15 protein-coding genes are annotated in these 14,253 nt (G+C 58.6%); 7 read left to right on the top strand and 8 right to left on the bottom strand.

Features of this window, described 5'->3' with window-relative positions; all coding sequences use genetic code 11:
* Positions 1-4 precede the first annotated feature (4 nt).
* Both rho and AB9K37_RS08475 read right to left on the bottom strand, forming a co-directional pair.
* Positions 5-1,276, bottom strand: a complete 1,272-nt coding sequence (rho, locus tag AB9K37_RS08480; RefSeq protein ID WP_369837171.1) for a transcription termination factor Rho — start codon at positions 1,274-1,276, stop codon at positions 5-7.
* A 126-nt stretch (positions 1,277-1,402) separates the two neighbouring features.
* Positions 1,403-1,852, bottom strand: coding sequence for a CopD family protein (locus AB9K37_RS08475; protein ID WP_293708283.1), 450 nt, complete (start codon positions 1,850-1,852; stop codon positions 1,403-1,405).
* A gap of 396 nt (positions 1,853-2,248) precedes the next feature.
* Between AB9K37_RS08475 and AB9K37_RS08470 the strand changes: the two genes are divergently transcribed.
* The 4 genes from AB9K37_RS08470 to dnaQ are packed head-to-tail and all read left to right on the top strand — an operon-like array spanning position 2,249 to position 4,998.
* Positions 2,249-2,848, top strand: a complete 600-nt coding sequence (locus AB9K37_RS08470; protein ID WP_369837168.1) for a Maf family nucleotide pyrophosphatase — start codon at positions 2,249-2,251, stop codon at positions 2,846-2,848.
* Positions 2,845-3,678: a shikimate dehydrogenase gene (locus AB9K37_RS08465; protein WP_369837165.1), complete on the top strand. Its 834-nt coding sequence runs from the start codon at positions 2,845-2,847 to the stop codon at positions 3,676-3,678. Before AB9K37_RS08470 ends, AB9K37_RS08465 begins: the two co-directional genes overlap by 4 nt.
* The gene (coaE, locus tag AB9K37_RS08460; RefSeq protein WP_369837163.1) at positions 3,675-4,268 is read left to right on the top strand and encodes a dephospho-CoA kinase; all 594 of its coding nucleotides are present in this window, start codon (positions 3,675-3,677) and stop codon (positions 4,266-4,268) included. The genes AB9K37_RS08465 and coaE overlap by 4 nt, the downstream gene beginning before the upstream one ends.
* Complete coding sequence (gene dnaQ, locus AB9K37_RS08455) at positions 4,261-4,998, top strand: DNA polymerase III subunit epsilon (RefSeq protein WP_369837161.1); 738 nt, start codon at positions 4,261-4,263, stop codon at positions 4,996-4,998. Before coaE ends, dnaQ begins: the two co-directional genes overlap by 8 nt.
* A 7-nt stretch (positions 4,999-5,005) precedes the next feature.
* Here dnaQ and secB read toward each other — a convergent pair whose 3' ends face one another.
* Both secB and AB9K37_RS08445 read right to left on the bottom strand, forming a co-directional pair.
* The gene (secB, locus tag AB9K37_RS08450) at positions 5,006-5,500 is read right to left on the bottom strand and encodes a protein-export chaperone SecB (RefSeq protein WP_369837159.1); all 495 of its coding nucleotides are present in this window, start codon (positions 5,498-5,500) and stop codon (positions 5,006-5,008) included.
* Between the two features lie 61 nt (positions 5,501-5,561).
* Entirely contained in the window at positions 5,562-6,050 is a 489-nt protein-coding gene (locus AB9K37_RS08445) for an FxsA family protein (protein WP_369837156.1), read from the bottom strand.
* A gap of 118 nt (positions 6,051-6,168) precedes the next feature.
* Here AB9K37_RS08445 and AB9K37_RS08440 point away from each other — a divergent pair, with 118 nt between their 5' ends.
* From AB9K37_RS08440 to AB9K37_RS08430, 3 genes are read left to right on the top strand one after another with little or no spacing between them, the layout of a single operon-like run.
* Positions 6,169-6,837, top strand: coding sequence for a Tim44/TimA family putative adaptor protein (locus tag AB9K37_RS08440; RefSeq protein WP_369837153.1), 669 nt, complete (start codon positions 6,169-6,171; stop codon positions 6,835-6,837).
* Positions 6,834-7,874, top strand: a complete 1,041-nt coding sequence (locus tag AB9K37_RS08435) for a murein transglycosylase A (protein ID WP_369837150.1) — start codon at positions 6,834-6,836, stop codon at positions 7,872-7,874. The genes AB9K37_RS08440 and AB9K37_RS08435 overlap by 4 nt, the downstream gene beginning before the upstream one ends.
* Positions 7,871-8,497: a Smr/MutS family protein gene (locus tag AB9K37_RS08430; protein WP_369837148.1), complete on the top strand. Its 627-nt coding sequence runs from the start codon at positions 7,871-7,873 to the stop codon at positions 8,495-8,497. Before AB9K37_RS08435 ends, AB9K37_RS08430 begins: the two co-directional genes overlap by 4 nt.
* Here AB9K37_RS08430 and hslU read toward each other — a convergent pair whose 3' ends face one another.
* The 4 genes from hslU to addA all read right to left on the bottom strand — a co-directional run bounded on the left by hslU (position 8,498) and on the right by addA (position 14,248).
* Entirely contained in the window at positions 8,498-9,805 is a 1,308-nt protein-coding gene (gene hslU / locus AB9K37_RS08425; RefSeq protein ID WP_369837146.1) for an ATP-dependent protease ATPase subunit HslU, read from the bottom strand.
* A 71-nt stretch (positions 9,806-9,876) separates the two neighbouring features.
* Positions 9,877-10,437, bottom strand: a complete 561-nt coding sequence (gene hslV / locus AB9K37_RS08420) for an ATP-dependent protease subunit HslV (protein WP_369837143.1) — start codon at positions 10,435-10,437, stop codon at positions 9,877-9,879.
* Positions 10,438-10,513: 76 nt separating this feature from the next.
* Positions 10,514-10,834 (bottom strand): thioredoxin, encoded by a 321-nt coding sequence (trxA, locus tag AB9K37_RS08415; RefSeq protein WP_072708953.1) that lies wholly within the window; start codon positions 10,832-10,834, stop codon positions 10,514-10,516.
* Positions 10,835-10,891: 57 nt separating this feature from the next.
* Entirely contained in the window at positions 10,892-14,248 is a 3,357-nt protein-coding gene (addA, locus tag AB9K37_RS08410) for a double-strand break repair helicase AddA (RefSeq protein WP_369837140.1), read from the bottom strand.
* Positions 14,249-14,253 lie beyond the last annotated feature (5 nt).

Genomic DNA, 14,253 nt, shown 5'->3' with positions numbered 1-14,253 from the left:
CCTCTTAGGTGTTCATCGAGTCGAAGAACTCGGAGTTTGTCTTGGTTTGCTTGAGTTTGGAAATCAAGAATTCGATACCATCCGTGGTCCCCATCGGGTTGAGGATGCGGCGCAGAACGAAGGTCTTGGCCAGATCGACCTTGTCGACCAAAAGATCCTCTTTGCGGGTGCCCGACTTGAGGATGTCCATCGCGGGGAAGACACGCTTATCAGCCACTTTGCGGTCCAGCACGATTTCGCTGTTACCGGTGCCTTTGAACTCTTCGAAGATCACTTCGTCCATACGGCTACCGGTGTCGATCAGAGCGGTCGCGATGATGGTTAGCGAACCACCCTCTTCGACGTTACGCGCAGCACCAAAGAAACGCTTGGGGCGTTGAAGCGCGTTAGCGTCCACACCACCTGTCAGAACCTTGCCCGACGACGGAACCACGGTGTTGTATGCACGACCAAGACGGGTGATCGAGTCCAGCAGGATCACAACGTCCCGCTTATGCTCGACCAGTCGCTTGGCTTTTTCGATTACCATCTCGGAAACGGCCACGTGACGGGTCGCAGGTTCGTCGAAAGTCGAAGAAATGACTTCGCCCTTAACGCTCCGCTGCATGTCGGTAACTTCTTCGGGGCGTTCGTCGATCAGCAGAACGATCAGATAGCATTCAGGGTGGTTCTTTTCGATGCTGGTGGCGATGTTCTGCAGCAGAACCGTCTTACCGGTACGCGGCGGCGCCACGATCAGCGAACGCTGGCCTTTGCCGATGGGTGCAACCAGATCGATGATACGGGCGGACCGGTCCTTGATAGTGGGATCTTCGATCTCCATCTTCAGACGTTCGTCAGGATACAAGGGCGTCAGGTTGTCAAAGCTGACCTTGTGACGCTCGCTCTCGGGATCCTGGAAGTTCACCTGCTCGACCGCTGTCAGGGCAAAGTAACGCTCGTTGTCCGCAGGCGCCTTGATCACACCTTCGACGGTGTCACCGGTGCGCAGCGAATGCTGGCGGATCATTTCAGGCGAAACGTAAATATCGTCGGGACCAGACAGGTAGTTCGCTTCGGGCGAACGGAGGAAGCCGAAGCCATCCTGCAAAACCTCTAGAACGCCTTCGCCGCCGATCACCCAGCCGTCTTCTGCGTGCTCCTTGAGCAACGAGAACATCATCTCGCCTTTACGCATATTCGACGCGTTTTCGATTTCCCACTCTTCGGCCATCGCCAACAAGGACTTGGGGCTCTTGGCTTTGAGTTCAGAGAGGTTCAGACGTTCATCGGTCATTGGTATACCCTTTGCCGCCCGCGATCGGGCCAAGGTCAAAGTTATTTTCTTACACAGGAAAATCCCGACCAGGACTGGCCGTTGAACGCGACATAGGGGGGATTCCCCGTTGAGTCAATGAATCGCTTAGAACTTCACAATGACCGAGAAGACGATGACCAGCATCAAAAGCGTCGGAACCTCGTTCATGAGGCGGTAAGTTCGGCCGTCGCGCGAGTTCTTGGCTGCGACGAAATCCTTGCGGCGATACCCCAGCCAATGATGGAACCAGGTCATTCCCAGCACGCTCGCTGCCTTGGTCCAGGGCCAGACGCTGGTCCAGTCCACGATCCCCGGTGTGAACACCAAAGCCAGACCAAAGATCCACGTGGCGATCATGGCTGGGTTCATGATGTAGCGGAACAGCTTCAGCTCCATTGTGGTGAACAGCTCGTGAGTCTCGCCGTCCTGCCCCACGCGTTCTGCGTGATAGACGAACAGTCTTGGTAGATAGAACAACCCCGCCATCCAGGACATGACCGAGACCACGTGAAGTGACTTTGTCCAAGGATATACACTAGCGAGCAGATCGAGCATGGGCGGGTTCCTCTCTGATTAACTCCCTTAAATAAAATATAAGAATTAAAAGGAAGATGTATTTGAAGAGTCAGCAGACTCTGTGGATTGTTTTCTTTCCCCCGTGGTTTTGCACAGTGAACAAGAGTCCCACAGGGGGTGTGGGGGAATCGCTTAACCCCAATAAAATCTCAGGATTTCTTGCGTGAATCTGAAAATTTGAGTCCTGTGGGAATCGGTGGATAACTCGTGGGAAAGTTGGTTATCCACAGAGTCTATTTTATCCTTTTCCGTGGGGGTAAAAAGAATATGAGCCAGACTCATAAACTCGAAACTATCGACAGGCCCGCTCAGGGGCTTTATCCGTCCCCGAACCCCTACAGGGATTTTACGGCAGACTCTCACAAGGTTATCCACATGCAGGATCGCATCATTCTTGCGTCAGGATCGGACATCCGCGCGCAGCTTCTTCGCAATGCAGGGCTCGAGATCGAGGTCATCCCCGCCCGCGTCGATGAAGAGGCCATCCGCGCCGCGCTGGAGATGGAAGAGGCTAAACCCCGCGACGTCGCCGACGCCTTGGCCGAGGCCAAAGCGCGCAAGATTAGCGCCAAGCATCCGGACGCGATCGTCATCGGCTGCGATCAGGTTCTTGCGATGGGCACTCAAATCTATTCAAAGCCCACCACCCCAGAGGACGCTCGCGCGCAACTAACCACGCTACGAAACCAGCCGCACCAGCTGCTCTCTGCTGCGGTCCTGTACAAAGACGCAGAGCCAAAGTGGCGCCATGTGGGTGTCGCGCGTCTGCGGATGCACAATTTCTCTGACGCCTATCTGGACGACTATTTGTCGCGGAACTGGGAGAGCATTCGCCACTCTGTTGGGGGCTACAAGCTGGAGGAGGAAGGTGTTCGCCTCTTTTCGAGTGTTCAGGGCGACTACTTTACCATTTTGGGTTTGCCGCTGGTCGAGCTTCTGGCGTATCTCGGAGTGACAGGGAGCATCGCATCATGAGTAAGCATTCGATACCTTTGGCCGGTGTCATCGGAAACCCAGTCGCACACAGCCTATCCCCCCGTCTGCACGGCCATTGGCTGCAGCGCTACGGGATCACAGGGCATTATGTGCCTTTGACAGTGCACCCCGACGATCTGGTCGAGGCATTGGGCGCTATGGGCCGCATGGGCTTTGTCGGGGCAAACGTTACGATCCCGCACAAAGAAACTGTGCTGCGTCTGGCCGATCAAGTCACTGACCGCGCGACCCTGATCGGGGCGGCGAACACGCTGACCTTCCGTCCTGATGGAACGATCTTTGCGGATAATACTGACGGCTACGGCTTTATCGAGAACCTGCGCCAGAACGCAGTTGATTGGGACCCTCGCAGCGGCCCTGCTGCGGTCGTCGGTGCGGGTGGTGCAGCGCGTGCTGTTGTCGTCGCGCTGCTGGATGCGGGTGTTCCCGAAATCCGCCTGACAAACCGTACCCGTCTGCGAGCAGATCAGCTGAAGTCCGAATTTGGCGGCCGTATCGTGGTGTACGACTGGGCGCACATGAACGGTATGCTCAATGGTGCGACCACTTTGGTAAATACCACATCGATGGGGATGGAAGGGCAGCCACCGCTCAAGATCAACCTTGATGAACTGGATCCCAAGGCGCTGGTCACAGACATCGTCTATACGCCCTTGAAGACGCCCCTGCTGGCCCTTGCGCAGGACTACGGATACCAGACTGTCGATGGCCTTGGGATGTTACTTCACCAAGCAGTGCCGGGGTTCCAGCGTTGGTTCGGTCACCGCCCCGAAGTGGACGACGAACTGCGCAACGTGGTTCTGGGATGACCTATCATCTTGGCCTGACCGGTTCGATTGGCACAGGCAAGAGCACGACCGCGCAGATGTTTGCGGATCTGGGATGCGCGATTTGGGACGCTGATGCGGCTGTTCACCGAATTTACGATGTGGGCGGCACAGCGGTGGCACCGCTTTGGGTAGTTTTTCCTGACGTGATCGTGGATGGCGCGGTATCGCGGACAGCTCTGCGCGAGCATCTGTCTGATAATCCGAACGATTTCAATATGTTGAATGAAATTGTGCATCCGCTGGTGGCAGCAGACCGCGCGGCGTTCAAAGCGAGTTGTGAAGCGGATATTGCTATCTACGATATCCCCCTGCTCTTTGAAAACGGGACCGAGGCAGAGCTGGATGCGGTCTGCGTGACTTCTGTTGGCGCTGAAATCCAGCGCGCCCGCGTTCTGGCGCGCGGCACGATGTCAGAAGAGCAATTTGAACAAATCAAATCCCGTCAAATGTCCGATGCCGACAAACGCGCCCGCGCTGACTATGTTATCGAGACAGATACGCTCGACCATGCGCGCCAGCAGGTCGACGCTATCGTGACCAAGATCAGAGGAGAGCTATTGCGTGCGTGAGATCGTTCTCGATACAGAAACCACAGGTTTTGATCCCGAAAAAGGGGATCGCATCGTTGAAATCGGTGCGGTGGAACTGCTGAACCACATGCCCACGGGCAACACCTATCACCAGTACATCAACCCCGAGCGCGGGATGCCGGACGATGCGTTTGGCGTGCATGGGATCGGCCCCGACCTGCTAGACAGCCCGCGACCACCCAAGGATGGCGAGGTTACGCTCAAGGACAAGCCTGTGTTCAAGGCAGTTGGCCAGTCGTTCTGGGACTTCATCGGACAGGACTCAAAGCTTGTGATCCATAATGCTAGCTTTGATATGAAGTTCCTGAACGCAGAAATGCGCTGGATGGGCCTGCCCCTGATCCCGATGGAGCGGTCGTTCGACACTCTGGCCATGGCGCGCAAGAAATTCCCCGGCTCGCCGGCGACGCTGGATGCGTTGTGCCGTCGTTTCGGTATCGATAACTCGAACCGGACTCTGCACGGCGCCTTGCTCGACTCTGAAATTCTGGCCGAGGTTTATTTGGAACTTCTGGGGGGACGTCAGCCTGATTTCGGACTGGCAGAAACTTATCGCGGAGATCGCGGCGGTTCAGGAGCCGAAGAATGGCGGCCCCGCCCGCGACCGAATCCGCTGCCATCGCGGATTTCAGATCAGGAAGCCGCCGCCCACTCTGCCTTTATCGACAAATTGGGCGACGACGCGCTTTGGAAAAAGCTCGGCAGCTAGGCTGCGATTAGGCGTCGGCCTTCTGAGCGGCCTGCGCCTGCATTTGCGCCACTTGCTGACGATACAGAGCAACAAAATCGATGTTTTCGAGGTTCAGCGGAGGGAAGCTGCCGTCGCGGGTCACGTCACTGATGACACGGCGTGCAAACGGGAACAGCTGACGCGGGCACTCGATCAGCAAGAAGGGGTGCATCTGGTCCTCGGGCACGCCTTCAATGTGGAAGACACCAGCGTATTCCAGCTCAACGTGGAACAAGGGCTGGCCGCCTTCTTTGGTCTTGGCGTTGACCTTGGTCTTCATGATGACTTCGTACTGGTACTCTGCCTGACGCTTTTTCACGTCCAGACCAACATTCACGCTGACCTCGGGGGTGGTGTCACCCGACGCGCCTTTTTGCGCCAGAATGTTTTCAAAGGACAGGTCGCGAACGTACTGCGCCAGGATCTGCATTTTCATCTGGGGGGCGGCGTTCTGTGCGCCAGCTTCGGGTGTCTCAGTCATTTTAAAAGTCTCCCTGGGAATTTTATCTCGGTAACGGGCTTATCATCCGCAGTATTGATGCTCAATGGCGCGTCCAGCCCGATGGCCCTTGGTTGTCTGGGCCACTTGGTCCGGATTTCGGCGCATCGTCGTCCACCACTTCGTAGTCGACAACAATCGTTTCTGACCGAAACCCGCCGCCTGACTGACCGCGCGCGCGCTGTTCCTGCATTTTGTGTTTGATTTGCTGGAAAATCATGCTGCGCACGCCGGGGATCAGGAACAGAATGCCGGTGATATCCGTGAAAAAGCCGGGCGTCAGCAGAAGCGCGCCTGCGAACAGGATCATGGCCCCGCTGGCCAGATGTTCAGAGGGATCCTGCATATTGTTGATCGCGTTCTGCAAATCACGCAGGACGCCGCGGCCTTCGGTTTTTACCATATAGGTGCCGATAATCGCGGTCATCAGTACGATAGCCAGCGTTGGCCATAGCCCGATCAGACCTCCGACCTGAATGAACAGGCCGATCTCGATGATAGGAACCAGCACAAACGCCAGAAATAACCACATTGTTAGTACCTTTCCGGTAATAGAGTTTCTGGGGGTCAGTGGACTTGACCCCATCTGTGACATACATAGGTGCTGACACGGGATCATTCTACGGTCCCCGTTTAAGAACGAGGAATAGATGGAATCTCCGATGGTGCAGCTCTTGGTCCTTGCCGCTATTGCCGTGTTTCTGATCCTTAGGCTCAGAAGCGTGCTCGGCACGCGTGAAGGGTTTGAAAAACCCCCTCTTCCGCGAACGGAACAGCCCGAACCCGCTGCGAAATCGCGCCACTCCTTCGAAGTGATCGAAGGGGGACCTGACCGCGACATCACCGACCACGTGCCCGAGGACAGCCCGAGCGCCGAGGCGCTGACCGCGATGAAACGCGCCGAGCCATCTTTCTCGGTGCACGAGTTCCTGTCCGGTGCACGCGGGGCCTATGAATTGATCCTGATGGGCTTTGAGCGTGGCGATCTGAATGAAATCCGCCCCTTCTTGTCCGAAGATGTGGCCGAAAGCTTTGCCAGCGTGATCGATCATCGTGCGGACCAAGGTCTGACGATCGACGCGACGTTCGTGGGTATCCGTGAGCTACAGCTGGTCGAAGCCACATTTGACGAAGCGACCCAAGAAGGCGAAGTCACCGTGCGTTATGTCGCCGACCTGACATGGCAGGTGCGCGATGCGGACGGCGTCGTGATCGAAGGCGACGAAAAGCAGATCAAGCGCCAGAAGGACGTTTGGACCTTTGCCCGCAAGATGGGCGCGGACGATCCGAACTGGCAGCTGGTGGCAACTGGCGAATGATCCGCAGGGCGCTGGCCGTCATGTTGGCGCTGCTCCCTTGGTGGGCCGCGCCAGCACACAGCGAGGAACCTGTGAACCGACTGCTTGAATTTTCAGAACTGGATGGATGGGCCGAGGATGATCATGCCGCGGCCCTTGATGCTTTTCTGAACACCTGCGGCGATATCAACGGATCCGACTGGACGAGCCTGTGCTCCTTGGCGCGTGCGCACCAGGACGCCCCACGTACATTCTTTGAACTCTTCTTCCGCCCCGTGATGATCGAGGACGGAAACGACCCCTTATTCACCGGATATTTCGAGCCGGAACTGGATGGTTCTCGTGTGCCAACTGGCCGCTATCGCTATCCTCTCTACCGCATGCCGTCCGAAGCCAAGCAGATTTCTCCTTGGGCCACACGTCGCCAGATCGAAGAAGGTGATTTCATGCGTGACCGCGGTCTGGAACTTGTCTACGTCGACGATCCGGTCGAGGCATTCTTCCTACAGGTCCAAGGGTCTGGCCGTGTAAAACTGCGCGGTGGCGGGGCCATGCGCGTGGGCTATGCCGGCCATAATGGTCACGAGTATCGCTCGATTGGGCAAGAACTGGTGGCGCGCGGCGTCTTTAACCAACATCAGGTTTCTGCGCAGGTGATCCGCGAGTGGGTGCGCCGCAATCCGGCCGAGGGCCGTGAACTGCTATGGCATAACCCCTCTTTCGTCTTTTTTCGCGAAGTCAGCCAAGTGCCCGCGCATATGGGCCCCCTCGGGGCGATGAACCGGTCGATCACTGCGGGGCGCAGTATCGCAGTTGATCCAGCCTATGTGACCCTTGGTGCGCCCGTCTGGGTCGAAAAGGACGGCCATATGTCTTTGCGCCGCCTCATGATCGCTCAGGACACAGGGTCCGCGATCAAGGGTGCGCAGCGTGCTGACATCTTTGTCGGAACGGGAGACAAGGCGGGTGAAATCGCCGGAACCATGAAAGACAACGGCCGCATGGTCGTTCTGATGCCGATCCAACGGGCCTACGCGAGCCTTGCGGAGGAGCTATGAGCCGCCGCCGGAAACTCAGCGATGAAGAGCGGGAATTGTGGGATCAGGTGCGTCGCACTGCGGACCCTCTGCACGCCACGCGCAAAGCTGAACCAGAAGATCAGGCCGAATGGCTTCCTCATCCTGTCCGCAAGGTGCCGAAAAAGCCTCTAGAGGGTGTGCCGACGCCTCCTCCGCTCGAGCATTTCACCATTGGGATGAAGGCGAAAAAGGGCAAACACAAGCTCGGCCAGCACCTGAGTCCGGCGATCGAGGACGAGGTCGCAGGCGCCCCGTTGAACATGCACAAGAAGACCCACACGCAGATGAAGCGCGGCAAGCTGATGCCGGATGCGCGGATCGACTTGCATGGGATGACCTTGGCACAGGCGCACCCTGCCCTCGTCGGCTTTGTCATGCGAAATCACGCGGCGGGGCATCGGCTGGTTTTGGTGATTACGGGCAAGGGCAAGGTCAAAGAGACCGACAGCCCGATCCCTGAACGTATTGGCGCGCTGCGCCATCAGGTGCCTATGTGGCTGCAAATGAGCCCCCTATCCCATCTGGTCTTGCAGGTGAGACAAGCGCACCTCCGCCACGGGGGCGGAGGCGCATATTACGTGTATCTGCGGCGAACCCGCTGATTACAGGACGTAGCGGCTCAGATCGGCGGACTCGGCCAATTCGCCCACATATTTCCTGACGTAATCCGCATTGATCGTGATCAGCTGTTCCCCAAGATCAGGCGCGACGAACGACAATTCCTCAAAAACTCGCTCCATCACCGTATACAGCCGGCGGGCCCCGATATTTTCGACGCTGCGGTTCACCTCGGCAGCGATGCGGGCGATCTCGGCGATGCCGTCTTCGCTGAACTCGATGCTGACGCCTTCGGTTTTCATCAGAGCCGAATACTGGCGGGTCAGCGCATTGTCGGTTTCGGTCAGGATGCGAACGAAATCTGCCTCTGTAAGAGCGTTCAGTTCCACGCGGATTGGCAGACGGCCCTGCAATTCAGGCAGCATGTCTGACGGTTTCGCGATGTGGAACGCGCCCGAGGCGATGAACAGAATGTGGTCCGTGCGTACAGCGCCGTATTTGGTGCTGACAGTGGTGCCTTCGATCAATGGCAGCAGGTCGCGCTGCACCCCTTCGCGGCTGACATCGCCCCCACGGGCGTCAGAGCGGGCGCAAACCTTGTCGATCTCGTCTAGGAAGACGATGCCGTTTTGCTCGACCGACTCCAGCGCAGCGCGCTTGATCTGTTCATCGTCCAGCAGCTTGTCCGCCTCTTCGCCCATCAGCAGCTCGTAGCTGTCTGCCACGGTGACGGTCTTGCGGACTTTGCGCTGAAACGCTTTGCCGAACATCTCGCCGAGGTTCATCATCCCCATCTGGCTGCCGGGTTGCCCGGGAATATCCATCATTCCGCCAAAGGGGCTTGCAGTGTCTTCAATCTCGACGGTGATTTCCTTGTCATCCAGCTCGCCTGCGCGCAGCTTTTTGCGGAACATCTCTTTGGTGCTCTCGCGGGCGTCCTCACCTGCAATCGCGGCCAAAACGCGTTCTTCGGCAGCTTGGATAGCACGAGATTTCACGTCTTCGCGCATATACTCGCGGACGGTGACGATTGCGGCGTCCATCAAATCGCGGATGATCTGTTCCACGTCTCGGCCTACATAGCCGACCTCAGTGAACTTGGTCGCTTCGACCTTGATAAAGGGAGCACGGGCCAGTTTCGCCAGACGGCGGCTGATCTCGGTTTTACCAACGCCGGTGGGCCCGATCATCAGAATATTCTTGGGGTACACCTCGTCCTGTAGGGCAGATGGCAGGTGCTGGCGCCGCCAACGGGACCGCAGGGCGACCGCGACGGCCCGCTTGGCTTCGGCTTGTCCGATGATGAACCGATCAAGCTCGCTGACAATCTCGCGCGGGGTTAGGTCGGTCATAGGGTTCTCCTGGATGCCATTCTTAGGCCAGACATAGGCGCTGGCCCACGTCGGGAAAAGGGGCGGACCCCTTAACCCTTCAGGGTTTCGATGGTGAGGTTGCCGTTGGTAAAGACACAGATGTCTGACGCAATATCCATGGCGCGCTCGGCCACCTCTTGGGCGGACAGCTCTTCGTTGTGGGCCAGACCGCGCGCCGCAGACAGGGCAAACATCCCGCCCGACCCGATGGCCGCAATGTCATGCTCGGGCTCCAGAACGTCGCCTGCACCTGTGATCACCAACAGCTCTTTGCCGTCGCTGACGATCAGCATCGCCTCCAGCTTCTGCAGGTATTTGTCAGTGCGCCAATCCTTGGCAAGCTCGACGCTCGCGCGGGCCAACTGGCCGGGTGTGGCCTCCAGTTTTTTCTCTAGACGCTCCAACAGGGTAAAGGCATCTGCGGTCGAGCCGGCAAAGCCGACGATCACGTCATACCCGCCGGGGGAAATGCGGCGCACTTTGCGGGCCGTGCCTTTGATCACAGTGTTGCCAAGGCTGACCTGACCGTCGCCCGCGATGCAGACCTCTCCGCCGCGGCGCACGCCAATGATGGTGGTGCCGTGCCAGCCGGGAAATTCGCTCTCTGCCATGAAATCTACCTCGTGTCGCATAAGAAAAAGGGCGCCCTATGGCGGACGCCCCTATGTATTCCGAGTGATCGTTAGATCAGATCGACTCGTTGATCCAAGCTTGCAGAGCCGCCTTGGGGGCTGCGCCAGCGCGGTTCGAAACGACTTCGCCGTCCTTGAAGATGAACAGCGCGGGGATGCCGCGAACACCCAGCTGGGCTGCCATGCCCGAGTTCGAGTCAACATCGACTTTGACGACTTTGATTTTGCCTTCCATCTCGGTCGACAGCTCTTCCAGAACGGGGCCGATCATCTTGCAGGGGCCACACCATTCTGCCCAGAAATCCACGACCACGGGGATGTCGGACTGCTTGACTTCGGTGTCAAAGGTTTCGTCGGTGACGGCTACGGTGGCCATGTCTGTAACTCCTACGGAATGCGGTTGAGCGGAACGTAAGTGCGCGGGCTCGGGGCGTCAAGCAACCCCGACCCGATTCAATGCCTCACGAAGTGTTGTGTCCGGGATCGGCATAAGCACAGCACTTGCTGTCCACAGCACGGAAACACGGATGTCTCGGCCTAGGTAAATCTGCCGTAACCCTTCGGAATAAGCGGCCATTTGGCGCAAAATCGCTTCGGGGGTCTGGTCTGCTGACTGGGGTAAGGTGCGGTGGGTTTTGAAGTCGATGACCTCGATGAAATGATCCGTCACGATCAGGCGATCCACGATCCCGTGCAAGGTTTGGCCATTGATTTGGGCAGTCAAGGCAACCTCTGCCAAAGTGTCCGGCGCAAAGATGTACTGCAATGCGGGGTGCTCGAGCACCGAAATGGCCTCTCCTTCGGCCAATGCAGCCAGCGCTCCGTCCTTGCCGGTCATCAGCCGCGCGCTGATCTCTTCCCACCGGTCGCGGGGATGGTCAGGCAGCACTTCGAGCAGCTGGTGTACCATGCTGCCATATGTTTTGGCGGTTTCTTTGTCCTGTCCTTCGCCGCGCAGGGCCTTAGCCCCACCCAGATCAGAGCCGATCAACGGGCGTGGTGGCATCACGGGCGCATCAGGAACCATGCGGGCATAGGGCGGCACATTGACGATCACTTTTTCGGGCAAGGGCACGTCGATCAGCGGCAAGCTCGTCCAATCCCCATGCTCCAGCCGCAGACCGGGACCCGGCCCCAGATCAAAGCTGTGGGTCTTGGCCTCCATGTCCTGCATCGCGTGTTCGACAATGCTGTACCAGCTGTCGGGCCATTTACCCTTGTCCTTGGCACCCGCAACGATCAGCCACTTCTCGGCCCGCGTCATCGCCACATAGAGCAAGCGGAAATTTTCGTCCGAAGTCCGCTCGACCGAGGCTTTGCTACGCTCTGCCATCTCTTGGGTGCGGGTCTGCGCGTTGCCGCCCCATGCATAGGCTGAGCCCATATCGAGCAGCTTTGGCGCGTCGGGGGGCTTGCGCTTGCCTGTATCGGGTAGGATCACGATAGGCGCCTCTAGACCCTTGGACCCATGCACCGTCATTACACGGATTTCGTCGTTTGCGTCGTCGATCTGACGCTTGATCACCAAGTCTTCGGTCTGCATCCACGTCAGGAAACCTGTCAGGTCGGGGACGTTCTGCTCCTCGTACTTCAAGGCTTGAGACAGTAGCGCGTTGATCCCATCCTCGGCCTCTGCCCCAAGGCGGGACAGCAGGTTATGGCGGCCGTTGTGGTAGGTCAGGATGCGTTCGATCAGGTCAAAGGGGCGGAGGAAGTCCGATTTGTCTCGCAAGTCCTTCAGGACTGCGGCGGTCGGATCGTCCAAGGATCGCCCGCGCAGGTCTTGGTACAGGAACCGCCCCGGTTCACGGTGATGCGCCAGCGTATAAAGTTCCTGTTCCGTCCACCCGAACAGCGGCGAGCGCAGAGCCGTCGCCAGCGCTAGATCATCCTCTGGCAGCGCCAGAAACGCCAGCAAGGCCCCCAGATCACGCACCGCCAGTTCCGCACCGACCTTCAGGCGGTCGGCCCCAGCAATGGGCAGCCCCTCGGCTTTGCACGCGCGAATAAGTTCCGAAAACAGCGCCCCTGCCCGCTTCTGTACAAGGATCAGGAAATCGCCGGGCCGCACGGGGCGCAGGCCAGTGGTGCCCTTGGCCTCATCAGGCAGCAGCACCTTGTCATCCACCATGCGGCGGATTTCGCGGGCCACGTCGCGGGCCAGTAGGATTTCGGGCGACGAGGCGCTGGTCCGGTCCACCGGATCGTACCAAGGGGTGTCTTCTTCCTTGTCTTTGTCCGCCTCGTAAAACGGCCACAGATCGACGCGCCCGGGCAGAGCGGATTTGAACGCACGGTGGGTGGCATCCTGCCCGACCTGTTTGGACAACGGGCCTTTGAAAACTTTGTCCACTGATCCCAGAACCGCGACCGAGGACCGGAAGCTGTATTCAAGCTCTAGTGACTGAAACAGCGCGCCGACCGTCTCTAGTTTATCCCTGAATTCATCCTGCATCCTGTCAAAGGCTTCGGGGTCCGCGCCTTGGAAGCTGTAGATCGACTGCTTCTTGTCCCCCACGACGAAAATGGTGCGCTCCACGTCGGACCGCGCGCCTTCGCCGCTGGTGAACTCTTGGGCGAGGGCTTCGATCACCGCCCATTGCTGCGGGCTGGTGTCCTGTGCTTCGTCCACCAGAATGTGGTCGATACCACCGTCCAGACGGTACAATACCCACTGCGCCACCGCGGGGTCGGTCAGGAGCATGCGCGCCTTGCGGATCAGATCGTCGAAATCGAGCGCGCCGCGCAGTTGCTTGGCGCTTTCGTAGCGGCGCAGGAAGTCGGCGGCGAAGTCGTGCAGGATCAGGCTCTTGCGGGCGGCCAACAGGGACATGCGGCGAGCGCGGGTATCCTCAATCCGCAGCATCAGTGCGTTCAGGCGATCCATGAGATGCGCGGCCCCGTCAGTGCGCAGGCCTTTGGTGGGAAAGGCGTCAATCTTAGCTGTAAAGGGCTCTTTGGCCCCCGCACCCGTCAGCAGCACATTTTCCAGAACGTCAAAGGCATCGGCGTTATCCACGTGGAACCCTTGCAGCTTGGCGCCTGCCTTGCTGTCATTCGCCCCCGATCCCAGCAGCAACGGGACTAACTCGCCGATCAATTCTGTCTCGCCGCCTATGAAGGCGTCGGCGCGCAGATCAGACTCGGTATATCCCGAGGGTAGATCAAAGGTCTGCCATATTGCGTCCTGCCCTGGATGGTCGCGCAGGCGGTCCAGATGGCTGACAACGCTCGCGGTAAAGCCCCCGAGCATGCTCTCGTCAAGATGGTCAGCCACGCGGGCCAAGAGATCCGGCACCTGTTCCGACATCTGCTCCAGCACGTCGATGCGCAAGATCTCAGAGGCGCGTTCTTCCATCTCGGCGAAGCCGGGGCTTACGCCGGCCTCTAGGGGGAAACGCCGCAAGAGCCCCCCGCAGAACGAATGGATCGTTTGGATTTTCAGACCGCCGGGTGTCTCGATCGCGCGGGCAAACAGGGTGCGGGCGTGGGCCAAGCGTTCGGCGTTGATCTCGCCCGCTTCGCCCAATTCCTCGAGTTGTTTCTGCAACGACGCAGCGTCCAGCATTGCCCACTCGCCGAGCCGTTTGAATAGACGGTTCTGCATCTCGGATGCGGCGGCCTTGGTGTAGGTGAGGCAGAGGATGTGCTGGGGTTCGACCCCTGTGAGCAGCAGTCGCGCCACGCGGTCAGTCAGAACACGCGTTTTGCCGGACCCTGCATTTGCGGCCAGCCATGTCGAATAGTGCGGGTTCGCTGCCTGCACCTGACGGGCGGTTGCGTCGTTCATCACGT

The sequence above is a fragment of the Donghicola sp. XS_ASV15 genome (assembly GCF_041224595.1).
Classification (GTDB): Bacteria; Pseudomonadota; Alphaproteobacteria; order Rhodobacterales; family Rhodobacteraceae; genus Donghicola.
This window is presented reverse-complemented; position numbering and strand designations above follow the sequence as displayed.

Excerpts from the sequence above, each read along its gene's own strand:
- AB9K37_RS08470 (WP_369837168.1), top strand. The coding sequence starts at position 2,249 with ATGCAGGATCGCATCATTCTTGCGTCAGGATCGGACATCCGCGCGCAG.
- AB9K37_RS08435 (WP_369837150.1), top strand. The coding sequence starts at position 6,834 with ATGATCCGCAGGGCGCTGGCCGTCATGTTGGCGCTGCTCCCTTGGTGG.
- secB (WP_369837159.1), bottom strand. The coding sequence starts at position 5,500 with ATGACTGAGACACCCGAAGCTGGCGCACAGAACGCCGCCCCCCAGATG.
- rho (WP_369837171.1), bottom strand. The coding sequence starts at position 1,276 with ATGACCGATGAACGTCTGAACCTCTCTGAACTCAAAGCCAAGAGCCCC.
- AB9K37_RS08475 (WP_293708283.1), bottom strand. The coding sequence starts at position 1,852 with ATGCTCGATCTGCTCGCTAGTGTATATCCTTGGACAAAGTCACTTCAC.
- AB9K37_RS08465 (WP_369837165.1), top strand. The coding sequence starts at position 2,845 with ATGAGTAAGCATTCGATACCTTTGGCCGGTGTCATCGGAAACCCAGTC.
- AB9K37_RS08430 (WP_369837148.1), top strand. The coding sequence starts at position 7,871 with ATGAGCCGCCGCCGGAAACTCAGCGATGAAGAGCGGGAATTGTGGGAT.
- hslV (WP_369837143.1), bottom strand. The coding sequence starts at position 10,437 with ATGGCAGAGAGCGAATTTCCCGGCTGGCACGGCACCACCATCATTGGC.
- addA (WP_369837140.1), bottom strand. The coding sequence starts at position 14,248 with ATGAACGACGCAACCGCCCGTCAGGTGCAGGCAGCGAACCCGCACTAT.
- AB9K37_RS08440 (WP_369837153.1), top strand. The coding sequence starts at position 6,169 with ATGGAATCTCCGATGGTGCAGCTCTTGGTCCTTGCCGCTATTGCCGTG.
- AB9K37_RS08445 (WP_369837156.1), bottom strand. The coding sequence starts at position 6,050 with ATGTGGTTATTTCTGGCGTTTGTGCTGGTTCCTATCATCGAGATCGGC.
- hslU (WP_369837146.1), bottom strand. The coding sequence starts at position 9,805 with ATGACCGACCTAACCCCGCGCGAGATTGTCAGCGAGCTTGATCGGTTC.
- trxA (WP_072708953.1), bottom strand. The coding sequence starts at position 10,834 with ATGGCCACCGTAGCCGTCACCGACGAAACCTTTGACACCGAAGTCAAG.
- coaE (WP_369837163.1), top strand. The coding sequence starts at position 3,675 with ATGACCTATCATCTTGGCCTGACCGGTTCGATTGGCACAGGCAAGAGC.